We start from the raw sequence: 21,093 nt of genomic DNA on the forward strand, positions 1-21,093 counted from the left end.
TTAGCGGTTGCCAATAGGAAAAACTTTTGAGCTTGGGATAAATACTTTAGATTTTGGGAGAGACCGTACCGGAACATACAATAACAAAACAGATTTTAGATTTTTTTGGAGAAAATCACCCTAATGGCGTACCTGAAACGTTCTCCAATGAACTGGGAAAATTCGAGACATTAACATTGTATGAAGGTGATGAATTTTTAGTGAAAGAATACCAATCTTACTACGCTGAAGATTATACTATGGGCTTCAAAACAGAAGCTTCAGACTATATTGAACTGGCTTTTTTTCTTGATGGAGCTGATGTTATCAGAGATTCGATTGATGGTAAACCCGGAGAATACAAACTCTTTCATCATTATATTTATTTTACTCCTGAAAATGCGGATATAGAGATCTATTTTCAAAAAAAAATATGCTATAAAAATCTGGACATTTATGTTTCAAAGGATTATTTTCACCAATTAGCAGACAACAACCGTTCGTTACAGGATTTTATTTATAAAATAGACCAGAACCAACCTGCAAGTTTATTTCCGGAAGGGCTCCCGATAACTCCTCAGATGATGGGTATTTTACTGGAAATTAAAAAGTGTACTCTGGAAGGCTTCTACAGAGACTATTTCGTTAAAAGCAAGATTCTTAATCTATTACTTCTCATTTTTGAATTCACAAAAAACATACAAAGCGAAACTGCGACCAAAAACAAGCTGTCCATCACCACTTACGAGGTTCATCAATTGATGGAAGTAAAAAAATTTATAGAAGACAACCTGAAATCATTCTACACTATTGAACAGCTTTCCCTAAAATTTGGCATCAATGAGTTTAAGCTGAAAAATGGCTTTAAAGAATTATTTGGAGACGGTGTATTTCATTACGCATCAAAACTCAGGATGAAAGAGGCTCTTTATCTGATTAAAAATTCTGATTTCTCTATCAAAGAGATTGCTTATCATTTGGGATATGCATCACCATCTTCTTTTAGTGTTGCTTTTAAAAACGAAATGGGAATGGGACCTAGTTATTACAGAAAGAATTAAGCTGGATACAATTATCTTAATTTAAAAACTAATTTTGAAATAGTTGTTTTTAAAACAAAAAACCCTCCGTATTCAAAATACAGAGGGTCTTGTACCCCAGACGGGACTTGAACCCGTACGTCCTTGCGGACACAGGATTTTAAGTCCTGCGTGTCTACCAGTTCCACCACCAGGGCATGGTGTGGATACGAAAATAGATTTATATAAAATCTTAGGCTCTATCAGCTGAGCTATTTTCGTATTGTGCGGATGAAGGGACTCGAACCCCCACGCCTCGCGGCACCAGATCCTAAGTCTGGCGTGGCTACCAATTACACCACATCCGCTGATATATTATTCTGCTTTCGCAGATTTTGTCGATAATTCTTTTACAAATATAAGAATCTTTATTTAATGAACTCTCTCTATAAAAACAAAAAACCCTCCGTAACGAAATACAGAGGGCTTTGTACCCCAGACGGGACTTGAACCCGTACGTCCTTGCGGACACAGGATTTTAAGTCCTGCGTGTCTACCAGTTCCACCACCAGGGCATGGTGTGGAGCGAAAAACGGGATTCGAACCCGCGACCCCAACCTTGGCAAGGTTGTGCTCTACCAGCTGAGCTATTTTCGCATAGTGCGGATGAAGGGACTCGAACCCCCACGCCTCACGGCACCAGATCCTAAGTCTGGCGTGGCTACCAATTACACCACATCCGCTGGTTTTTTTGTATTGTAAGTTTTAAAGAGCTTGCTTCGTTTTTGTGAGTGCAAATATAGGACAATTTCCTTTACCTCCAAACTTTTTCTCGAAAAAAATTAAAATTTCCAGATTTTTTTTCTGTGGCACCTATTATTACATTTCATTTTCTTACTTTTACAACGTTAATAATTACGATATGGAATTACAAGGAACGGTAAAGAAACTTTTTGAAACTCAAACATTTGCAAGTGGATTTCAAAAAAGAGAATTGGTTATTTTAACCCAGGAACAGTATCCACAGCCGATAAACATAGAGTTTTTGTCTGATAAGATTAGTTTATTAGATAATCTTAAAGAAGGAGAAAACGTAAAGATAGGAATCAACATCAGAGGTAGAGAATGGGTTTCTCCACAAGGCGAAACTAAATATTTCAACTCTATTACAGGATGGAGAGTAGAGAAAGTTTTTGACAATGGTTCAGAACCTACTCAGGCTATGCCTCAGCAGTCAGCTTCTCCTGTTTCTAATGAGAATCCGTTTGCCGGAGATGACGACGATGATTTACCTTTTTAATTAAAGAATAAAAGATCAAATATAAATCCTGCTTTCTTAAGTAGGATTTTTTTTCTAAAAAATGGTCCGATTAGACGAAAACGAGATTTCATTTCCCGATCCGGAAGTATATGATGGTCACGATGGGCTTATTGCCTTTGGTGGAGATCTGTCTATAGAAAGGATTTGGTTTGCTTATCAACTGGGTATTTTCCCTTGGTACAATCCGGGAGAGGAGATATTATGGTGGTGCCCAGACCCCAGATTTGTTTTGCTTCCTGAGGAAATAAAAGTATCAAAATCAATGAGAAAGATTTTAAACAGAAATGTTTTTACTTTTTCAGAGAACAGAGATTTCAGAGGGGTTATCAAAAACTGTCAGCAGTCTCACCGAAAAGGGCAATCCGGGACCTGGCTTTCTGATGAACTGATGGATTCTTTCATTCAGCTTCATGAATATGGCTTAGCAAAAAGTATTGAAGTTTGGCAAGAAGGAGAGCTTGTAGGTGGTTTTTATGGTTTACAGATCGGAAATGTTTTCTGTGGTGAAAGTATGTTTGCCAAAGTAAGCAATGCTTCGAAAGCCGGATTTATTCATTTTGTGGAAAGCAATAAAAATAAATTAGAGTTAATTGATTGTCAATCTCATACAGAACACTTGGAAAGTTTAGGAGCTAAGATGATTCCTAAAAAAGAGTTTTTAAAAATCCTACACGAAAACAATGAACGCAGATAGAGAAAAATGGCTTCTTTTGATTATCCTGAGTATTATTTGGGGATCTTCTTTTATTTTGATCAAAAAATCACTGGAACATTTTAATCCGTTTCAGGTGGGTTCATTAAGAGTGCTTATAGCAGGAATTATTTTATTACCTATTGCTATTTCAAACTATAAGCTTTTTCCTAAAAAACATTTAAAGTGGCTCATTTTAGCTGCTTTTACCGGAAATTTCATTCCGATGTTTCTATTTCCGATTGCAGAAACGGAAGTAAGTAGTAGTATTGCCGGAATTATCAACTCAATGATGCCGATTTTTGTCATTATCGTTGGAGCATTAGTGTGGAAATTTGAAACCACGAAGAAACAGATCATAGGAACATTGGTAAGTTTTACCGGGGTTTGTATTCTTGCTTTTGGAGGTGGCGACAGCGGGACATTTAAATTGATTCCCATATTATTGCTTTTACTTGCTACTTTATGTTATGCCCTGAGTACCACAACAGTAAAATCAAAACTTATGGAGGTTTCTTCTACTGTTTTATCTGCTTTTATTTTCTCATTTGTTTTATTCTTCCCATCGCTTATTGCATTAACGAGTACTGGTTTTTTCTCTGAATTCAGCTTTTCAAAAGATAATCTTCTTGGGTTAATGTTTGTGAGTATTTTATCTATTTTCGGAACCGGGCTAGCCATGATGATGAATTATAGATTACTGAAGGTTTCCTCCCCTCTTTTTGCTTCAACAGTAACTTTAGTGATGCCCATTGTTGCTATTATCTGGGGAATCATTGATGGTGAAAAACTCACTTATATTCAATTCATTGGTGCCGGAGTTATTATTGCCGGGTTAATATTTTTACGAACAAATCAAAAAAAATAAGTTTACATTATAAATTAATTTATATTTGACGGAATTAATTTATAACCATGAACAAAATTTTACTATTCGGAGCAATTTCTTTATTAGCTCTCTCCTGTTCTTCATCTAATGATGAAAACACTGTAGATAACAGTGATCCAACGACTCAAAATGTAGTACTTCCAGTAAAGGTAACAAATGATGGTGTCACTATGAAAGTGAATTATAACGGTACAAAAATCATTAATTTAACCAGTACTAATAGCCCAGGATTCAGGATTGAATTTACTTATACAGATGATTATATCACCAATATAAAAAATTATTATAATAATATTCTTGATACATCTATTGACTATAGTTATTCCAGCGGACGTCTGGCAACAGCGGTGAACAAAGAATATTCCGATTCAGGTACTATCCAGGCAACAGTAACGTATACCTATACTTATGTAAGCACAACGCAGATCAATGTAAAGAAACAGGCAATTTTAGGTCCTAATACAAACTATACCATGAACAATGTATATACGTACAATAATAATGGAAATATGGTAAGTTCTACGGGAACCGGAACAGGAATTACCAGTGGAAATTCAGTAAATTATACCCAAACCGGAACCTATGTTCACACGAATCAAAATTATGCCTTTAAAAACGTAAAGGGTCTTGATAAACTCATATTCAACGGAGATACTGATGATAATATATCCATATTATTTTCAAACATTAAAAACAGTTTAGGTATTTTTAAAAGCTCAATTGTTTCTACCACTGCCGGAGGAACGGGAAATGTATTCTTAAATTATAAGTATACCACTACATTTAATTCAAGTGGTTATCCTTCTGTGGAAAACAGACAGGAACTTGATGCAAGTGGAAATCCTACAGCTACTCCTCAGGAGCAATTCATCTACGAATATAATTATCAATAATAAAAAAAGCCTGCAAAAATGCAGGCTTTCTTGTTATTTCAAGTGATATTTTAATTCTTTTTCTTCACTTTACTTACTTTTACTTTTTTTACTTCATCCTTAATAAATGGATATTTTTTTTGCATATCCTTAACTAAAGACGGGTCCAGTTCTAAAGCTTTCTGAAGTGATTCTATTCCTTTTTCCTGATCTTTAAGATTAAAGAAACAATTGCTTAGCTGATAAAACAGTTCGGCTCTGTAATGCTTCTTAACCGCTGCATTCAAAACAGTGATTGCTTCTTCATATTCCCCTACAAGCATCAATACTTCTGAATAGGCATACCAATTGTAAAATCTTGAAGGCTCAGCATCTACCAGCTTTTTCAAACAGGAAAGACTTTCTTCAAATTTTCCTGAATCAATGAATAAGAATGCCAGCCTTTTCTGATAATCGAGATTGTTCTCGTTCAGTTGGGTTGCTTCTTTGGCAAAGTATAATGCTTCAGACATTCCGCCCATTTCTTCATACAGGTATGATTGTTCCATCATAGCAAGATAAAACTGAGGATCTTCTCTCAGTGATTTCTGAAAAGAATTTAATGCTAAGATAGGTTGTTTTAATGCTTTATTGCACAATCCAATTTTATAGAAGGTAAATGCTTTGGTATATTCCAGCTCAAGCATTTCTTCATAGGTATTGATTGCTTTTTGATATTGCCCTAAAGCTTCATAACAAGCTGCTTTATTAGCATATACTCCTACAGAGCTTGAATTGATTGCTAATAAATAATCATATCCTTTTATTGCTTCTTCGTAGTTCTTTCTGTTGAAGTAGAACTGTCCATATTCTGACCATGCAACCTCAGAATAAGGAAATTCATCTAAATATTCATTAAGAAAGGCAATAGCCTCCTCACTCTTATTCAAGTCGCTAAAGCACACCATAGCGTTCTCTAATGAATATTCGTCAGTAGGGTCTTCTTTAAGTGCTTTTTTGTAATGTTTAAGAGCGTTAAAAGGATCTCCGAGATTCACATATTCATCTGCAATAAAGTTGTGAAGGAAATTTTCTTCTTCCTCCAGAGTAAGGGCTTTTTTGCAAATTTCAATGGATTTTCTAGGATTTCCCAGATTCGAATAATACTTGGCGTAGCAAACCAAAAAGTCTGTATTTTCCATGGAGGAACCTTTCAGCTCATTGATAAGATCCTTCGCCGTATTATATTCTTCCCATTCCAAAAGAATTTCAAGTTTTTTAATCTTGATATCTAATGAATTAGGGTGAAGCTTCAGTGCATAATTAACCGCCATATCAGCGTAATTAAAATCACCAAGCTCCAAATAATAAACAATAATATCTTCTAATTCTTCTGTATCGAAGTAGAATTCGTCATTGTTTTCCATCATTTCCTCGAACTTTTTTACAAGTTCATTTCCAAAATACTCTTCCAATAGTCTCCTCTTTGTCAACCTGATGTCTGAATTTGCTTACAGACCTCGGTAAACGTTTAATTAATTAATATATCTGAAACTGATATTCAAATGTTTATGCAAAGTTGCAACTTTTTTTTGAAATATCCATTTCATAAATTTCTATTATAAAAATAGTAAAAAAAGAAAACCGATAAAAGGATTGTGGATAAAAAAACGGAAATTGGGGTTAAATTCTTACTACAAGCCTTTTTCCGGTTTGTATCTCTGCATTCCATGCTGATTCGATATTTTTAATATCAACATCTTCGGTCTCAATTTTAATCTTTCCATCAACGGCAGCCTGAAACATTTCCGGAATAATTTCTGAAAATAAAAGCGTAGATTCTTCTTTTGTCCAGCTTCCTAAACCTGATCCTGAAATCTGAATATCTGTTGCTCTGAGAATTTGTGATGATAATTGGATATTATCTCCACTCATTCCGCCAATAGTGATCAGTTTTGTTTTATGAGAGAATGTTCCGTCCCCTTTAAATGCAGATAAAATCATTTCCACAGAATGCCCCCAAATATAATCCAGTACAATATCTATAGGTGTTTCATTATGAATCTCCTTTATCTTACTTTTAAAATCTTCATCATTGAGATGAAGAGAAACAATCTCATCAGCACCTAATTGAAGAAGTGCATGTAAAGATTTTTCATTTCTTCCTGTGACAATAATTTTCTTAGCGCCATATACTTTTGCGATCTGAACTGCTATTCTTCCGGTAATTCCTGTTGCACCATTGACTAAAACGACATTTCCCGGTTGTATCCCAGCCTTGAATTTTAATGCCATTGCAGATCCCATAACGGCATTGGGTAATGCTGCTGCAGTAGAAAAATCAAGCTGTTCTGGAATGTTTACCATCATTTTTTTATCTGCAACGGCTTTTTCAGCAACAGTTCCTTTTTTGCTGAAGAAGTATACTTTCTTTCCATCTTCTAAAAGCCCTACTCCATCTGATCCGATAATTGTTGGCTGATGAACCTCATTTTCAGCAGAATAATGTTTTCCACTGGCTCTTGCTTTATCCAGGTTTTTAATAGAGGCTGCTTTTACAAAAACTAAGATTTCACTTTCCTGTGTTACTTTAGGTTCCTGGAAGTCTGCATATTGAGGAGCATGTCCTTTTTCAAAAACGACTGCTGCTTTCATTGTTTTATATTTTTAAGCAAAGGTATAAGCTGATAGAATGGTGAAGCGATAACATTTGTTATCAGTTTGTAGGATCAGGAAAATAGAAGCGGGAGGAGTGGAAGCTATTGAACATATTTTATTTTTCGATCGCCAAGACACTTCGTTCAACAAAAAGAGTGATCATAGCTGAGCGAAACGCCTTTGTGAACGTTTTTTTAAGCATTCTTATGAAAATTCTTCGCGCCTGTTACGTTAACATACTTGTATATCGACTGCCATAAACGCTCATCTTTTCGCTTAAGAAAGTTTTTCTTTCAATATTTTGCTTTTGATTCTGCTTAGATGTACAGTTGTAATCCCTAGATAGGATGCAATATAATGCTGGGGAACTCTTTTGATAATTTCTGGTTTTTTTTGTGAGAGCTGGAGATAACGTTGTTGCGGAGTGTCTTTTATAAATGAAAAAAAATGTTTCATATAGTCAAACATTCTTTCAAAAAGAGCATCCATAAACAAAGTTCTTAACTCCGGATTTTCATATGCCTCTTCTAAAAATGCTTCAGCATCAGGCTTTTTAATCTTATATAAAACGCAAGGTTCTATTGTTTCAAAAGAAACCATGCTTGGTAATCCTTTTTTGAAGCTTTCCAGTGAAGAAAACATAGTATTTTCCAAAAAGAACTGAAATGTTACATCTTTTCCGTCATTATTATACCATGCTCTGACGACTCCTTTTTCAAGATAGAAAACATTATTTGATACATCTCCTTCTTTCAAAAGTAGAGTTTTTGCCGGCACCTCTATTTTTTCAAAGCTGCTTATAAACTTTCGCCATTTTTCTTTAGGGAAAGGGAGTCTGCCTTTTATGTGTTCAAACATTTTGAATAAAAAAAGAACGGAGCTTTGTCCGTTCTTTTACTCTATTTTAAATTAAACTTTTAATCTTAGCAATGATATCATCTCCTAATTTATCTGCTTCTTCCTGAGATTTAGCTTCTGTATAAATTCTGATGATAGGCTCTGTATTAGACTTTCTAAGGTGAACCCAGTTGTTTTCAAAGTCTATTTTAACACCATCAACGGTAGAAACTTCTTCGTTTTCATATTCTTTCTCCATTTTGCTTAAGATAGCATCTACATCAATTTCGGGAGTTAATTCTATTTTCTTTTTCCCCATGAAGTAGCTTGGATATCCTGCTCTCAGCTCAGAAACTGTTTTATTCTCTTTCGCTAAGTGAGTCAGGAATAATGCCACTCCTACCAAAGAGTCTCTTCCATAATGAAGATCAGGATAGATGATTCCTCCGTTTCCTTCTCCACCGATCACAGCATTTTTCTCTTTCATTAAAGTAACCACATTCACTTCCCCTACAGCACTTGCAAAGTATTCTGAATTGTGAGTATGTGCTACATCTCTCAAAGCACGGCTAGAAGAAAGGTTAGAAACAGCGACTCCATTTTTATGTTTTAAAAGGTAATCTGCAACTGCCACCAATGTATATTCTTCACCGAACATTTCTCCTTTTTCATCAATTAAGGCTAATCTGTCTACATCCGGATCTACTACAACTCCAAAGTCTGCGTTTTCTTTTTTTACCAGTTCGCAGATGTCTCCCAAATGTTCTTTCAATGGCTCAGGATTATGAGGGAAATGACCTGTTGGTTCGCAATATAATTTGATCGTTTCACAGCCTAATTTGTCTAATAGCATCGGAATAGCGATTCCTCCTGTTGAGTTTACCGCGTCTAGTACTACTTTGAAATTTTTGGCTTTAATTGCTTCAACATCTACCATTGGTAAATCAAGGATCTGCTGGATGTGAATATCAAAAGCATCATCTCTTGTTTCATATTTTCCAAGATCATCTACTTCAGCATAGTTGAAATCTTCACTTTCAGCCAAAGCAAGAACCTCAGCTCCGTTTTCACCACTGATAAATTCTCCTTTGTCATTTAAAAGCTTAAGAGCATTCCATTGTTTTGGGTTGTGAGATGCAGTAAGGATGATTCCTCCATCTGCTTTTAATTCAGGAACCATTATTTCTACGGTAGGAGTTGTAGAAAGTCCTAAATCTACCACATTTATCCCTAATCCCTGTAATGTTGCTGTAACAAGGGAAGACACCATTTGTCCGGAGATTCTTGCATCTCTTCCGATGATAAGGGTTAAATCTTTTTTATTTTTATTGTTCTGAAGCCAGGTTCCGAATGCGGAAGCAAATTTTACGACATCCAGTGGTGTTAAATTATCGTTTACCTTCCCACCAATGGTTCCGCGAATTCCTGAAATAGATTTTATTAACGACATTATGTTTTTATATTTCTTTGTTAGTATAATAAATTGTCGAAACAAAGATACTTAAAAAGACTTTACGTTATAAAACAGGAATCTTTTTTTGAACTTTGTCATAGGTATCCTTTACCACTCTTGGAGGAGCAAAACGGTACCCAATATACAATAAACCATAGAGATTATTATTTTCAATCGTTTGATTTTTTGTCTGTTCATAAGCGTAGGCATTAAAATTCATTCTTCCGCCAAACAGAAAACGATCAGTATTATATCCCACGTGCAGACCTCCTTCCATTCGGATTGTCATATACTGAGCTGTTTCCTTTGAGTTTCCGTTTTCAATATTGCAGTAGCTTGAAAATTTTCCTCCAAGCCCGATAGCTAGATAAGGGGAAATGTTTACATTTTTCCCAATAACCCAATTATAGAAATAGCCAATGTTTCCTCCAATTTTATATTGGAATTCTTTGGTTTTTATATCGTCAATCTTATTTCTGAAAATAGTAAGGTCATAATCAAGAAACGGAACCCAGCTCCCGCTGCTTTTTTTCTGCCATTCTCCCTGTGTGTAAATAGTTCTGGCTGAAAAGTTTTTGTTAAGAATATAAGAAGTGGTTCCTCCAAAACTTTGCACCCTAAGGTCCGGAAATTGGATATGAGGATCTTTGCCTTCCTGCCAGTTTGGAAAATGATCTTTCATGTTTTCAATATAAAACCCTCTTACATTCTTGTAATAAACATTCTGAATAAACCTTTTGGGAAAGAACCTGAAACTAAATTCGGTATAAGAGCTGTTTCCTTTCAATGCATCATCATCATTATCCTTAAAAAATTTAGGTGCAAATGACAATGTAGCACTGATGATCTTGTAATCAATAGAAACAGAAGTTTTCGTCTTGTTATTTATTGAAAGTACAGTCTGTTCTGCATTTTCCTCTTTACCCTGTGTAAAAACATAGCTCTCGATATTGGTATCCAGATTTACACGAACCATTATCTGGTCTGCATAGGATTTGGTATTGGTAGTATCGGATTGAGCCCTACCAAACGTAGCGAATAAAGAAAATAAAAGAACTGTTCCTGCATTAAAATAGTTCAAAACGAATAATTTAAATTTTAAAAATGAAAATACTACATTTTTTTCAATTATTCGTCGAAAGCTATGTTAAGAACAACCGCAGTCTTTATCGCAGCTTGATCTTTTAGAGCTGAACTTACTAGGTGCAAAATTCTTTTTAAGTACTTTGTACAGAGAGTAGCAAGCAAATGCTACAATTAATGCAATAAGTACGTATTGAAAAATTAATGATGAGTCCATTACTTTAAAATTTGATATACTATCATCGACACAAAATATGCCAAACCTGTCATCATAGCAACCTGAAAGCCTGTCCATTTCCAGCTTTTGGTTTCTCTGTAGACTACTGCAAGTGTAGAAATACACTGCATTGCAAATGCATAGAATAAAAGAACTGAGATTCCTGTTGCAAAACTAAAGACTTTTTCTCCGTTTGGTTTTACATCTCTTCTCATTTTATCAATTACTTTTTCTTCAGGAGCATCATCTTCAAGGCTGTAAAGCGTTGACATCGTTCCAACAAACACTTCTCTAGCCACGAAACTGGTAAGGATTCCTACACCCATTTTCCAATCGTAACCTAAAGGAGCAATCATCGGTTCTATTCCTTTACCCATTTTGGCAAGGTAAGAATGATCAAGTTCTACATTGGATGCTACAAATTCATTTGGTTGTTGTTTCGGACCGAAATAACTTAAAACCCAAATAATGATACTTACGATAAAAATGATTTTCCCGGCTCCGGTAATGAAATCCCATACTTTACCTAAAACCATTTTGAAATCATATCCGAAAAGGGGCTTTTTATAGGCTGGAAGATCCATTACCAAATAAGTTTTTCCTTTATCTTTAATAAATCTCTTAAGAATAGCTGCTGAAAATAGAGCCACTAAAAACCCTAGCAGGTACATCCCCATTAATACAAGAGCTTTATATTTTATTCCTAAAAATGATCCTTCTGAAATGATAAGACCGATGATGATACTGTATACCGGAAGCCTTGCTGAGCAGGTCATAAACGGTGTTACTAATATCGTCAGTAATCTTTCTTTAACGTTCTCAATGTTTCTTGTAGAAATAACAGCCGGGATAGCACATGCCGTTCCTGAAACTAGCGGAACAATACTTTTCCCGTTAAGTCCGAATGGACGAAGAAGTCTGTCCATCAAGAAAACAACTCTTGCCATGTATCCTGAATCCTCCAAAAGATAAAGGAAGTATAAAAGAATTCCGATCTGTGGTGCAAAAACTACAATCCCTCCAATTCCCGGAACAATCCCATTTGAAACTAATGAATTGATAGGTCCTTCAGGTAAATGTTCACTGGTAAAAGTAGACAACCATGAGAATAGTTCTTCAATCCAGTTCATTGGATATTCTGCCAGGAAGAAAACGCTCTGGAAGATGATCAGCAAGATCAATAAGAAAACCACATATCCCCAGAATTTATGTACTAAAACTTTATCCAGTTTTTCTGTTAACAATTCTTTGAATTGAGGTTTTTTGGAGATTACATTCTCTAATATCTTATCTACATTCTGATACCTCCTAACGGTTTCCTGAACCTGTAATCTCTTAGGTACTAAACTTTTAGCCTGAGAATCATTGATTTGATCCATTACGTTTTCAAGCTTACCAAGATCTGTACCCATAGAAAGACTCATCCAGGCTTTATACTCATTATCAAAACCTTTTTGAGAGATCAATTTTTGAATAAAATCTTTATGCTCGCCTGGAGTTTCAAATGAGGCTTTATCTGTTTTTACAAATTCACTATTAAAAACAGCTTCTCTCACTTCATTGATCCCAATCTGCTCTTTGGCATTGGTCTGAATAATTTTAATTCCCAGTGCTTCTGAGAATTTTTGAATATCGATAGTAATTCCTCTTCTTTCCGCCTGATCAATCTGATTGACAATCAGAATCATTGGAATACCAAGATCCTGAATCTGCTGAAATAAAAGAAGTCCTCTTTTTAAACTTAATGCTTCAAGAATATAAACAACTCCCGCGTAGTTTTTTTGCTCATCAATAAGGTATTTTGAAAAAATAGCCTCATCTTCCGAACTTGGATACACACTGTATGATCCCGGAAGGTCAATCACTTCAACGTCCTCATTTTTATAAGCATAGTTCCCCGAATGGCTTGCAACGGTAACACCAGCATAGTTTCCGGTTTTCTGCTTTTTGTTACAAAGCGCATTAAAAACCGTTGACTTCCCTACATTAGGATTCCCTACTAAAAGTATTTGTTTTTTCTTGTTTGCCTGCATTAATTCAATTCTTCAACAATGATATAATCTCCTTCTTCCTCACGAAGAGCAATTCGGCTTTTCTCTGCTCCAAATTCCACGTACATTGGTCCCTTGAACGGAGCCTGGTATAAAATCCTGAAAATAGTCTCGGGAAGGAGTCCCATTTCAATGATTTTATTGGGCATTTTCAGATGATCATTATCATATCCCAATATCTTTCCCATTTTGTTTTTAGGAAATCCACTTAATTTATGTAATTCTTTCTCTTTCAAAGCCTAAATTTTTGTGATGCAAATATACGCTATTTAAATTTAATCTAAATAACACTTCCACCATAAAAGAAATCACCCCAAATACATTTCTGTAGCTGGGGTGATTCGGAATATAATTTAGTTGATATGAATGCTTATTATTTTTTCTTCTTATCGGAAGATGGTTGTTCTTTCTCGATAGAATTATCCGTTGCATTAAAGAAATCCTTTGATACTTTTTCCTGTGTTTTAAGTGCTTCTCCAATGGTTACATCTGATCCTGGCATTTTCATGTTCATCATTTCCGGAGTAATTCGTTGACGAATTTCAGCCATTGGATCTTGTTTAAAACTTGCGTATGCTTTTTTAAATTTTTCTTTTGTAGTAGGAGTCACTGTATTTGAAATTCCGTATTTAGCATTAATTTTATCTGAATACGACAATTCATCATAATTCTCTATTTTTTTGTTTCCACTCAACATCCATGAATAGTTTTTCTCATCATCTTCAATTTTGACGATCAAACCTGGAAGCCCATAGAACTTATACGGTCCGTCCTGAAAAGGAATATCTGAACTAAACCATGCAGTCCATTTTCTTCCTCCAAACTCAGTAGTTGCTTTTTGAGTATTGTAAGCTCCTATTTTTTGTTTTTCTGGCAGAATATTCCAGTCAAATTTAACTGCATCATCATAGCCAAATAAATTCATACTTACTCGATCTATATATTGCTCTTTCATCTCCGGATAAGTTTTTACAATCTTATAAGAAAACTTAGGCATTTTAATCATTTTAGAAACGTCTCTCCAAACTTTTTTCTTTTCCATTTCCTCAACTGCCACTTTGATGATAGAGTCCTGAGCCGGAATTGTAAAATCCTGATAAATTGACTTTTTTGGAGTAATGTCCAAAATTGTGATAAGCTTATCCAACCTTGCAGAATCTTTTTTAGGCTTAAAAGTCAGCTCATAAAAGAATCGGTTAGCCGTTTCTTTAGTATCCTGTGCATTAGCAAATGCAAAAAGCATAATAAGAAATATAGAAAATAGCTTTTTCATTTCTCAAGTTTTATTAATTAGTAATTATATGAACAGATTTGTTACAGCTTTTCTTCAATTTATTTTTCAGCAGATTATGCCCACTCAAAAAACAAGGATAAAACAAACTGTTTTTCAAATACTTAAACTCATTCAGTTATTATTGATAATTTAAAAAATTATGATTTTCTTAAAACATTTTCAGGCTTATATTTTTTAACTTTAGTCTTCCCAAAAACAAAATATTATGGACACTTTATCACAATTTAAAAATGAGCTGGAAGCCGAATATCAAACCACCAGAAAGTTTTTCGAAGCTTATCCTGATGGAAAAAATGATTACGCTCCTCATGAAAAAAGCATGAAAATGTTACCTCTTGCCACTCATATTGCTGAAATTTTCGAATGGCCAAATACAATGCTGAAAACCTCTGAACTTGATTTCGCCAATGGAGATTATCAACCTAAGCAATTGTCTACCCGAGAAGACCTTCTTCAGACTCTTGATCAAAATTTTAAATATGGTAAAGAAGCGCTTGAAAATGCTCAGGAAAACGATCTTAATACAAGCTGGGCACTGAAAAATGATGGACAGGAACTGGCAAAATGGTCCAAATATGAATCTATACGCCATGCCCTGAACCAGATCACTCATCACAGAGCACAATTAGGGGTTTATTACAGAATCAATGATATTCCTTTACCGGGAAGTTATGGTCCTTCTGCAGATCATCAAAGCTTTTAAATCGTTATATATCTCAACAAAAAACCAATCCCTCGGGATTGGTTTTGCTTTTATTTAAAGTTGAATTTTACTGTTAACATGACTTGACTAGGACGGAGTTGCATTGTAGTTTGTTCAATCGTTGCATTTTTTACATCAATTTTTTCAAATACTTTTCTATTGGAAATATTCATCCATTTTAATTCAAAGTCTACTTTTTTCTTGGTCCAACTAAACTGATAAGATACGTCAAAGAATCCATTATTAAATTTAGTATCTCCCAGTTTAGAATTGATTTGATCCCAATAAAAACCAATAGTATGGCTTTCTAATGGGTAGAAGAATACATTCAGATTATGATTATAGCTTTCACTTTTCCCTAAATTTCCTGTTGTATAAATATTAGATTGTTTATTCCATGATTTTGTCGCATTGAAATCTACGCTCATCCATGAGAAATAGGTGTTGTTAAATTTGAATCCTAATGTATTTCCATCTGTCTTGGTATCAAATAAATCATCATTTCTCTTCATCTGAGATTTTGATACGGAGTTATTGTAAGAAAACGAAGCGTTGGTTTTAAATTTTGGAAAATATTTTCCGATTTCTGCATAATAGCTATTATTAGTTCTTTTATTTTCAAGCTCAATGTATTGGATAACACTGAATCCTGACGGATTTACAACACTTGTAGCTAACAGGTTGTTTTTAGCATCGCTTAATCTATATCCTACATTGAAGAAAAGGTTATTCAAAGGGTTTCTGTATTCTAATCTTACTCCTCCATTTTTTGTAGTGGTTTCAGGAATTGGATTTTTCGGGTCCATTACGCTGAATCCTCCGGGGCTTGTTAAAATAGATCCGGCATAAGCGGTCTGTATATCTCCAAAGTTATTGCTGATCCCTCCACTTACACTTGCTTTAAAGAAAGAAGCAAAAGAGTATTGTGCAAAAATATTGGGTGTAAATGTAACTTTGTTTAGAGATTTTGAAACATTTCTAAATGCATCTTCAGCTTTCATGCTGTTAAAATTTACAGGAAAACTTGAAAATAAGTTCCATGCTTCTGATTTATAATTAATTCCGACAGATGCAGATGGATTAATTTTCGTGAATTTCAAATCATTTTCGTATGCTGGACTACTGAAATCTGGCTTGTTGTCATCCGTAATTCCGTCAAAATTAGTTATTAATCTATCTGTTGAAAAATCGATTCCCACTTGTGGTGTGAAAGTCCAGCCTTTTGTAGAGAAGCTGATATTAGCAGAATGTGAAGTCTCTAAACTTTTAATTCTTAAACTCTGTAAAGCTGTAGTCCCTGGTGTAAATTTAATGGTAGTAAAGGCTGTATCCGTTGGGCTCTTATAAGGAATCTTTAAATAATTGGCTGGAGAAATTTCCAAAACCTGCTTATCGTTTTGGTAGCTTATATATGATTTAAAATTAACCATTTTTTCTTTCCACGGAATGATCGTACTTAACGAGTTCTGAAATGACGAAGTAGGAGATTCCAAAGCTTCATTCCCGATTGATCCTGCTCTTTCCGCTAATGCTCTGTCTGCATTCCAGAATTGAGAGAATGTGGTTGTATTTTTAAAAAACCCTTTTTTAGCATTTTTAGTAAAAATTAATTCTCCTTTTAGTTTATCTGTATAAAAATTATTCAGAAATCTGGTATTAAACTGGGTTCCCTGCTGGATATCTCTTGTGAGTGTATTGGATTCTCTTTCAACGGCATTATTCGTATAATTGGCGTTGGCTTTTAGTTCCCATTCTTTTTTCTTATCAATATTTGTCAGGTAATTGGCAGACAAATAGTGAACATTATTCAACAGGTATCTCTTTACCGGAAGGTTAGGAACTTCAGCATTCTCAACACTCAGCCAGTTATTTTGGGAAACATTTCCTCTTCTCCCTTCCCATGAACTTCCAAATGCCAGTATATTTCCTTCATTTTCCACCTGCTCTCCCATATTATTGGTTTTATAATTAACCACCCATTGGCTTTTCTGTCCGAAAAACATTGGGGTCAATTTTACATTCCAAAGCCATGGAGCACCAAAACCGGATCCTACTTCACCACGACCTGTCATGGTTACAGCGTTCTTAAGTTTAATATTAATAGCCGCCTGATCCGAAGGAACTTTATCCTGAAGAATCTTTACCGGCTGATGATTTTCCAGTACTTCTACTTTTTGAACTGCATCTTTGGGAAGAGAGTTGTTGATGGTACCATAACCGCCTTCCATAAGGTCTTTACCATTAACGTAGAATTTATTGATTGCGTTTCCCTGATACTTGATGGTTCCGTCTGTACTGACTTCAATTCCTGGAATTTTTTTCATTACATCGGCAAGGGTTCTGTCATTTTTACTGTTAAATGCCTTTAGATCATACGAAATAGTGTCTCCTCTTGCGGTGATCATTTTAGTTTTCAGCTGTACTTCCTTTATTTCTGTAGCTTCAGACTGCATTGTAAAATTCATGTTCTGATCACTGTTGCTGATCTGCTTGGTAAGAGGTTTCTGATTGAATGCTTTTACTTTAAGGTCAACATTAGATTCCTGCGAGGTAAAAGTTACTTTATATTCTCCTTTGGAATTGGTAATTCCATATGCAAGAATAGCATCTTTGCCCGGCTCCTCAATGGTGACACTTGCACTTGGTATTGCTATTCCGTCAGTATCCGTCACTTTTCCGGAAACTGTTTTCTGTGCAAAGGTAAAAACCGTAAAAAATAGCATCAGAAATAAGGAAATATTTTTCTTCATGTTTATTATTTGATTAATTAGTTAATCATTCTATTCTTTCGTTACACTTTTAAAGATATGATTTAAACTTAAAAGTTAAATTTTATCACTATAAAAATCGTTATATCTTTATTATTCAGAAAAAAACACGGCTTTATATTCAATTTTCTTATTAATCATGAGAAAATGATTACATCGATAAAATAATTATGAACATCACATCTGAGCATTCTTATAATATATACAAGAAATACGGACTTTTATTTCTGAATCAAAAAAGTTCTGCAAATATTAATTTTTGTTCAAAATACAAAAAATATCTCTCTTTATTTTGAATTAAATTAACATAAGTATTTTTGTATCTTTAATTTGCAACTTCATGTACTATTTTCTTTATTAATTAAAATAATTATCAGTGATAAAATCGATTTTCTTATTCCTAAGTTGTGTAATTACCCTAAAACAATAGAAGAGTTATTTTTATTTTCATTTTTTAACAGAAAACAGAAAAGCTTTATTAATAATAACAATCACTTATTTTTTTATTTAGTCTAAATAGAAAAATATAATTAAAATCATGGATTAAAAAAAAATTAAAACCTGATACATAAATATTTATTTAATAATTTTGTAACATAAAATTTATAAAATGGGAATTATTTTAAAGCCTATAGATGTTGTAGATGATATTTCTAAAGAAGATTTCTACGAAAAATATCTAAAGCCAAGAAGGCCCGTTGTCATCAAAAATATGGCAAAGAAATGGCCTGCTTACCAAAAATGGACGATGGAATATATGAAGGAGGTTGTAGGAGATGTGGAAGTTCCGCTATATGACAGTTCAAAGGCAGATCCTTCTGCTCCCATCAATGCTTCTGCAGCCAAAATGAAATTCGGTGATTATATAGATCTTATTCAGAAAGAGCCTACTGATCTTAGAATTTTCCTTTTTGATCCCATAAAATATGCCCCGAAACTCCTTGAAGATTATATTTCTCCAAAAGAACTAATGGGTGGATTCCTTGATAAATATCCTAATATGTTCTTTGGCGGAAAAGGATCGGTAACGTTCCTTCACTTTGATATTGATATGGCTCATATTTTCCATACTCATTTTAACGGAAGAAAGCATGTTCTTCTTTTTGACTATAAATGGAGAGAAAGATTATATCAGATTCCTTATGCAACGTATGCGTTGGAAGATTATGATATTGAAAATCCTGATTTTACGAAATTCCCTGCGCTGGATGGTGTAGAAGGTATTGAGTGTTTCCTTGAGCATGGTGATACATTGTTTATGCCTACCGGATGGTGGCACTGGATGAAGTACCTTGACGGTTCGTTCTCTATTTCCTTAAGAGCTTGGGATAAATCATGGGCGGTAAAAGCTCATTCTCTATGGAACCTTACTGTACAACGTAAATTTGATGACATTATGAAGTCTAATTTCAAGAAAAGATATATGGACTGGAAAGAAAAAGTAGCCATCAAACGAGCGGAAATCGCTTTGAAAAGAGGATTACCAAAATAAATAAAAACGCGTTTCAAATGAAACGCGTTTTTTAGTTTAATTATTATTTATCAATATATTACAAGACTCTATATATTGGATACTGTCTAAATGTTTTCTCTTCAAAATAAGGCGAGTGTCTGTAGACCCAATCCAGTTGGGCTTCCCCATCTTCTGAAAGCTTTTTATCTGATTTTTTTGCTGCTTCAAAGGCTTCTTTAAGTTTCCTGTCTGTTTTCAAAAGTTCTGCAGCGGTATCTTCAAAGATATAAGCAGAGTAATATTCTTTTTGTGCCAGAATTCCATCAAAAAAGTTCCAGTTGAAAAAAGAGTCTAATGCTTCAGGTTCAAGGGTTTCAATAATATACTTTACTCCTTGCTGGCTGGTAGAAACAAGATAATCTCCAGCAACAAACGATTGGTTTTTATTTGTTCTGTCTACCGTTGTTTCATAATGCACATAATGTCCTTCGTAAGGATTTTTTACGGTTTTAAAGTCTTTAATTTTATAAGATTCTACTGTGATTGTGCTATCCTTTTGAATTGGTTTCATCTGAATACCATTTCTTTTGAATTCTTCAATCACTCTGTACTGCGACTGTGGAATTACATAATATTTCGGAATGGTGATATATCCGGTCGGAACGGCTGTAGTAAAGAGTTTTATATTTTTTGTAAAAGGTTTATTTCTGTCATAATATAATCTTGGCTTTCCGGAAATTTCACTCGGTTTGTATTGACCTTCATATCCTTTGAAATCCATTGTTGTATACTTTGTGGAATCTATTTTCCATCGAATTCCGTATTGTTTTCCTGCCTGATATTGTTTTAAGTTTTCAATACGAAGCTGTTTTATTTTCTGATAATCTTTATCAAGGTTTTGCAGATTAACCAGCATATATTTATAGGTAGCGTCTACTCTTTTATCATAAGGCTTCAGCATATGGGTTTCAGGAACTGTTCCCAATGAATTGAATAAGGTTGTATACCCTGTAGAATATCTTGGTGAGTCTTCAAAAGAGGCAAATCCCACTTCGGGAATATCTCCGTGAATATTCACATAAGGAGTGCTTTCATAGCCTAGTTTCTTCATATCATCAAGATTTTTAGCCTGATAATCATTGTAAAAATAAGATCCTAAGACATTCCCTAAGCGTTCTTTAAAAGTTGAAATATAAGTAAATGTATATTGATAATCTGCTCCGTTACTGACATGGTTATCAATAAAAACATCCGGTTTCAGCCATTGATAGATTTCCTGGAAGCTTCTGGCATTTTTGGAATCTGCTTTGATGAAATCTCTGTTTAGGTCATAGTTTCTTGCATTTCCTCGGAAACCATACTGCTCAGGACCGTTTTGATTGGCTCTTGAATGGGAACCTCTGTTCAGCATTCCACTTATATTGTAAGCAGAAATGGCAGCTATGATAAAGTTTTGAGGGGTTTTAATTTTTTTAGTTGCCAGATCTCTCATCAGCATCATGGTAGCATCAATTCCGTCGGGTTCTCCGGGATGAATTCCGTTATTAACAAACAGTATTGCTTTATCTTTTCTCAGATTTTCAATATTTTTTTCTGGAAAAGGGTTATAAACAACGACATAAATAGGTTTTCCGTTGTCATCTTCTCCTTTTTTAAGATATTGAACTGTATTAAAGTTCTTTGCAAGATCGTGGTAATAGGCATTCATTTCGTCGTAAGTAACAGTTTGATTACCATTTCCTTTTTCAAAAGGAGTCTGAAATGTGTTTTGAGCCCAAACTAAAGACGAACATAGGGTAAGGAAGAGGTATTTCAATTTCATGGAG

17 protein-coding genes and 5 tRNA genes are annotated in these 21,093 nt (G+C 34.5%); 7 read left to right on the plus strand and 15 right to left on the minus strand.

Annotated features, from left to right (window positions below; all coding sequences use genetic code 11):
- Positions 1–53 precede the first annotated feature (53 nt).
- Entirely contained in the window at positions 54–1,040 is a 987-nt protein-coding gene (locus tag BBI01_RS15125) for a helix-turn-helix domain-containing protein (protein WP_065395495.1), read from the plus strand.
- Between the two features lie 92 nt (positions 1,041–1,132).
- Here BBI01_RS15125 and BBI01_RS15130 read toward each other — a convergent pair.
- The 5 genes from BBI01_RS15130 to BBI01_RS15150 form a co-directional block, all read right to left on the minus strand.
- Positions 1,133–1,216 (minus strand) — tRNA-Leu (locus BBI01_RS15130).
- Positions 1,217–1,284: 68 nt separating this feature from the next.
- A tRNA-Leu gene (locus tag BBI01_RS15135) sits at positions 1,285–1,366 on the minus strand.
- A gap of 123 nt (positions 1,367–1,489) precedes the next feature.
- Positions 1,490–1,573: transfer RNA gene (locus BBI01_RS15140), tRNA-Leu, on the minus strand.
- Between the two features lie 6 nt (positions 1,574–1,579).
- Positions 1,580–1,655 (minus strand) — tRNA-Gly (locus BBI01_RS15145).
- Positions 1,656–1,659: 4 nt separating this feature from the next.
- A tRNA-Leu gene (locus BBI01_RS15150) sits at positions 1,660–1,741 on the minus strand.
- A gap of 179 nt (positions 1,742–1,920) precedes the next feature.
- On the opposite strand from BBI01_RS15150, the gene BBI01_RS15155 reads away from it, so the two are divergent.
- From BBI01_RS15155 to BBI01_RS15170, 4 genes are all read left to right on the plus strand, one after another.
- Entirely contained in the window at positions 1,921–2,298 is a 378-nt protein-coding gene (locus BBI01_RS15155) for a DUF3127 domain-containing protein (protein WP_065395975.1), read from the plus strand.
- A 61-nt stretch (positions 2,299–2,359) separates the two neighbouring features.
- On the plus strand, positions 2,360–3,013 hold the full coding sequence (gene aat / locus BBI01_RS15160) for a leucyl/phenylalanyl-tRNA--protein transferase (protein ID WP_065395496.1): 654 nt from the start codon (positions 2,360–2,362) through the stop codon (positions 3,011–3,013).
- Positions 3,000–3,878 carry a DMT family transporter gene (locus tag BBI01_RS15165; RefSeq protein WP_065395497.1) on the plus strand — a complete coding sequence of 293 codons (879 nt, stop codon included), beginning with the start codon at positions 3,000–3,002 and terminating at the stop codon, positions 3,876–3,878. The genes aat and BBI01_RS15165 overlap by 14 nt, the downstream gene beginning before the upstream one ends.
- A gap of 47 nt (positions 3,879–3,925) precedes the next feature.
- A complete protein-coding gene (locus tag BBI01_RS15170; RefSeq protein ID WP_065395498.1) occupies positions 3,926–4,792 on the plus strand; it encodes a hypothetical protein in 867 nt (288 codons plus the stop codon).
- A gap of 50 nt (positions 4,793–4,842) precedes the next feature.
- Here the strand turns inward: BBI01_RS15170 and BBI01_RS15175 are convergent, their stop codons facing one another.
- The 8 genes from BBI01_RS15175 to BBI01_RS15210 form a co-directional block, all read right to left on the minus strand.
- Positions 4,843–6,225: a tetratricopeptide repeat protein gene (locus tag BBI01_RS15175; RefSeq protein WP_065395499.1), complete on the minus strand. Its 1,383-nt coding sequence runs from the start codon at positions 6,223–6,225 to the stop codon at positions 4,843–4,845.
- A gap of 208 nt (positions 6,226–6,433) precedes the next feature.
- Complete coding sequence (locus BBI01_RS15180) at positions 6,434–7,405, minus strand: quinone oxidoreductase family protein (protein ID WP_065395500.1); 972 nt, start codon at positions 7,403–7,405, stop codon at positions 6,434–6,436.
- A 279-nt stretch (positions 7,406–7,684) separates the two neighbouring features.
- Positions 7,685–8,266, minus strand: a complete 582-nt coding sequence (locus BBI01_RS15185; RefSeq protein WP_065395501.1) for a Crp/Fnr family transcriptional regulator — start codon at positions 8,264–8,266, stop codon at positions 7,685–7,687.
- Positions 8,267–8,312: 46 nt separating this feature from the next.
- Positions 8,313–9,695 (minus strand): phosphoglucosamine mutase, encoded by a 1,383-nt coding sequence (gene glmM / locus BBI01_RS15190; RefSeq protein ID WP_065395502.1) that lies wholly within the window; start codon positions 9,693–9,695, stop codon positions 8,313–8,315.
- A gap of 67 nt (positions 9,696–9,762) precedes the next feature.
- Complete coding sequence (locus BBI01_RS15195; protein WP_065395503.1) at positions 9,763–10,779, minus strand: DUF4421 family protein; 1,017 nt, start codon at positions 10,777–10,779, stop codon at positions 9,763–9,765.
- A 218-nt stretch (positions 10,780–10,997) separates the two neighbouring features.
- Positions 10,998–13,031, minus strand: a complete 2,034-nt coding sequence (feoB, locus tag BBI01_RS15200; RefSeq protein WP_065395504.1) for a ferrous iron transport protein B — start codon at positions 13,029–13,031, stop codon at positions 10,998–11,000.
- The gene (locus BBI01_RS15205; protein WP_083190124.1) at positions 13,031–13,285 is read right to left on the minus strand and encodes a FeoA family protein; all 255 of its coding nucleotides are present in this window, start codon (positions 13,283–13,285) and stop codon (positions 13,031–13,033) included. Before BBI01_RS15205 ends, feoB begins: the two co-directional genes overlap by 1 nt.
- A gap of 137 nt (positions 13,286–13,422) precedes the next feature.
- Positions 13,423–14,322 carry a GLPGLI family protein gene (locus BBI01_RS15210; RefSeq protein WP_065395505.1) on the minus strand — a complete coding sequence of 300 codons (900 nt, stop codon included), beginning with the start codon at positions 14,320–14,322 and terminating at the stop codon, positions 13,423–13,425.
- A gap of 226 nt (positions 14,323–14,548) precedes the next feature.
- On the opposite strand from BBI01_RS15210, the gene BBI01_RS15215 reads away from it, so the two are divergent.
- Positions 14,549–15,046, plus strand: coding sequence for a DinB family protein (locus BBI01_RS15215; RefSeq protein WP_065395506.1), 498 nt, complete (start codon positions 14,549–14,551; stop codon positions 15,044–15,046).
- Between the two features lie 50 nt (positions 15,047–15,096).
- Here the strand turns inward: BBI01_RS15215 and BBI01_RS15220 are convergent, their stop codons facing one another.
- A complete protein-coding gene (locus BBI01_RS15220) occupies positions 15,097–17,796 on the minus strand; it encodes a carboxypeptidase regulatory-like domain-containing protein (protein ID WP_065395507.1) in 2,700 nt (899 codons plus the stop codon).
- 628 nt (positions 17,797–18,424) lie between these two features.
- Between BBI01_RS15220 and BBI01_RS15225 the strand changes: the two genes are divergently transcribed.
- Positions 18,425–19,306, plus strand: coding sequence for a cupin-like domain-containing protein (locus tag BBI01_RS15225; protein ID WP_065395508.1), 882 nt, complete (start codon positions 18,425–18,427; stop codon positions 19,304–19,306).
- A 58-nt stretch (positions 19,307–19,364) separates the two neighbouring features.
- Here the strand turns inward: BBI01_RS15225 and BBI01_RS15230 are convergent, their stop codons facing one another.
- Positions 19,365–21,089 (minus strand): M14 family metallopeptidase, encoded by a 1,725-nt coding sequence (locus tag BBI01_RS15230; RefSeq protein ID WP_065395509.1) that lies wholly within the window; start codon positions 21,087–21,089, stop codon positions 19,365–19,367.
- Positions 21,090–21,093: the final 4 nt, after the last annotated feature.

The sequence above is a fragment of the Chryseobacterium artocarpi genome (assembly GCF_001684975.1).
GTDB classification, from domain to species: domain Bacteria; phylum Bacteroidota; class Bacteroidia; order Flavobacteriales; family Weeksellaceae; genus Chryseobacterium; species Chryseobacterium artocarpi.

What these genes read in the sequence shown, in the direction of transcription:
- feoB (WP_065395504.1), bottom strand. Translation starts at nt 13,031, where the DNA reads ATGCAGGCAAACAAGAAAAAACAAATACTTTTAGTAGGGAATCCTAAT.
- aat (WP_065395496.1), top strand. Translation starts at nt 2,360, where the DNA reads ATGGTCCGATTAGACGAAAACGAGATTTCATTTCCCGATCCGGAAGTA.
- BBI01_RS15220 (WP_065395507.1), bottom strand. Translation starts at nt 17,796, where the DNA reads ATGAAGAAAAATATTTCCTTATTTCTGATGCTATTTTTTACGGTTTTT.
- BBI01_RS15170 (WP_065395498.1), top strand. Translation starts at nt 3,926, where the DNA reads ATGAACAAAATTTTACTATTCGGAGCAATTTCTTTATTAGCTCTCTCC.
- BBI01_RS15185 (WP_065395501.1), bottom strand. Translation starts at nt 8,266, where the DNA reads ATGTTTGAACACATAAAAGGCAGACTCCCTTTCCCTAAAGAAAAATGG.
- BBI01_RS15215 (WP_065395506.1), top strand. Translation starts at nt 14,549, where the DNA reads ATGGACACTTTATCACAATTTAAAAATGAGCTGGAAGCCGAATATCAA.
- BBI01_RS15210 (WP_065395505.1), bottom strand. Translation starts at nt 14,322, where the DNA reads ATGAAAAAGCTATTTTCTATATTTCTTATTATGCTTTTTGCATTTGCT.
- BBI01_RS15230 (WP_065395509.1), bottom strand. Translation starts at nt 21,089, where the DNA reads ATGAAATTGAAATACCTCTTCCTTACCCTATGTTCGTCTTTAGTTTGG.
- BBI01_RS15225 (WP_065395508.1), top strand. Translation starts at nt 18,425, where the DNA reads ATGGGAATTATTTTAAAGCCTATAGATGTTGTAGATGATATTTCTAAA.
- BBI01_RS15165 (WP_065395497.1), top strand. Translation starts at nt 3,000, where the DNA reads ATGAACGCAGATAGAGAAAAATGGCTTCTTTTGATTATCCTGAGTATT.
- BBI01_RS15155 (WP_065395975.1), top strand. Translation starts at nt 1,921, where the DNA reads ATGGAATTACAAGGAACGGTAAAGAAACTTTTTGAAACTCAAACATTT.
- glmM (WP_065395502.1), bottom strand. Translation starts at nt 9,695, where the DNA reads ATGTCGTTAATAAAATCTATTTCAGGAATTCGCGGAACCATTGGTGGG.
- BBI01_RS15180 (WP_065395500.1), bottom strand. Translation starts at nt 7,405, where the DNA reads ATGAAAGCAGCAGTCGTTTTTGAAAAAGGACATGCTCCTCAATATGCA.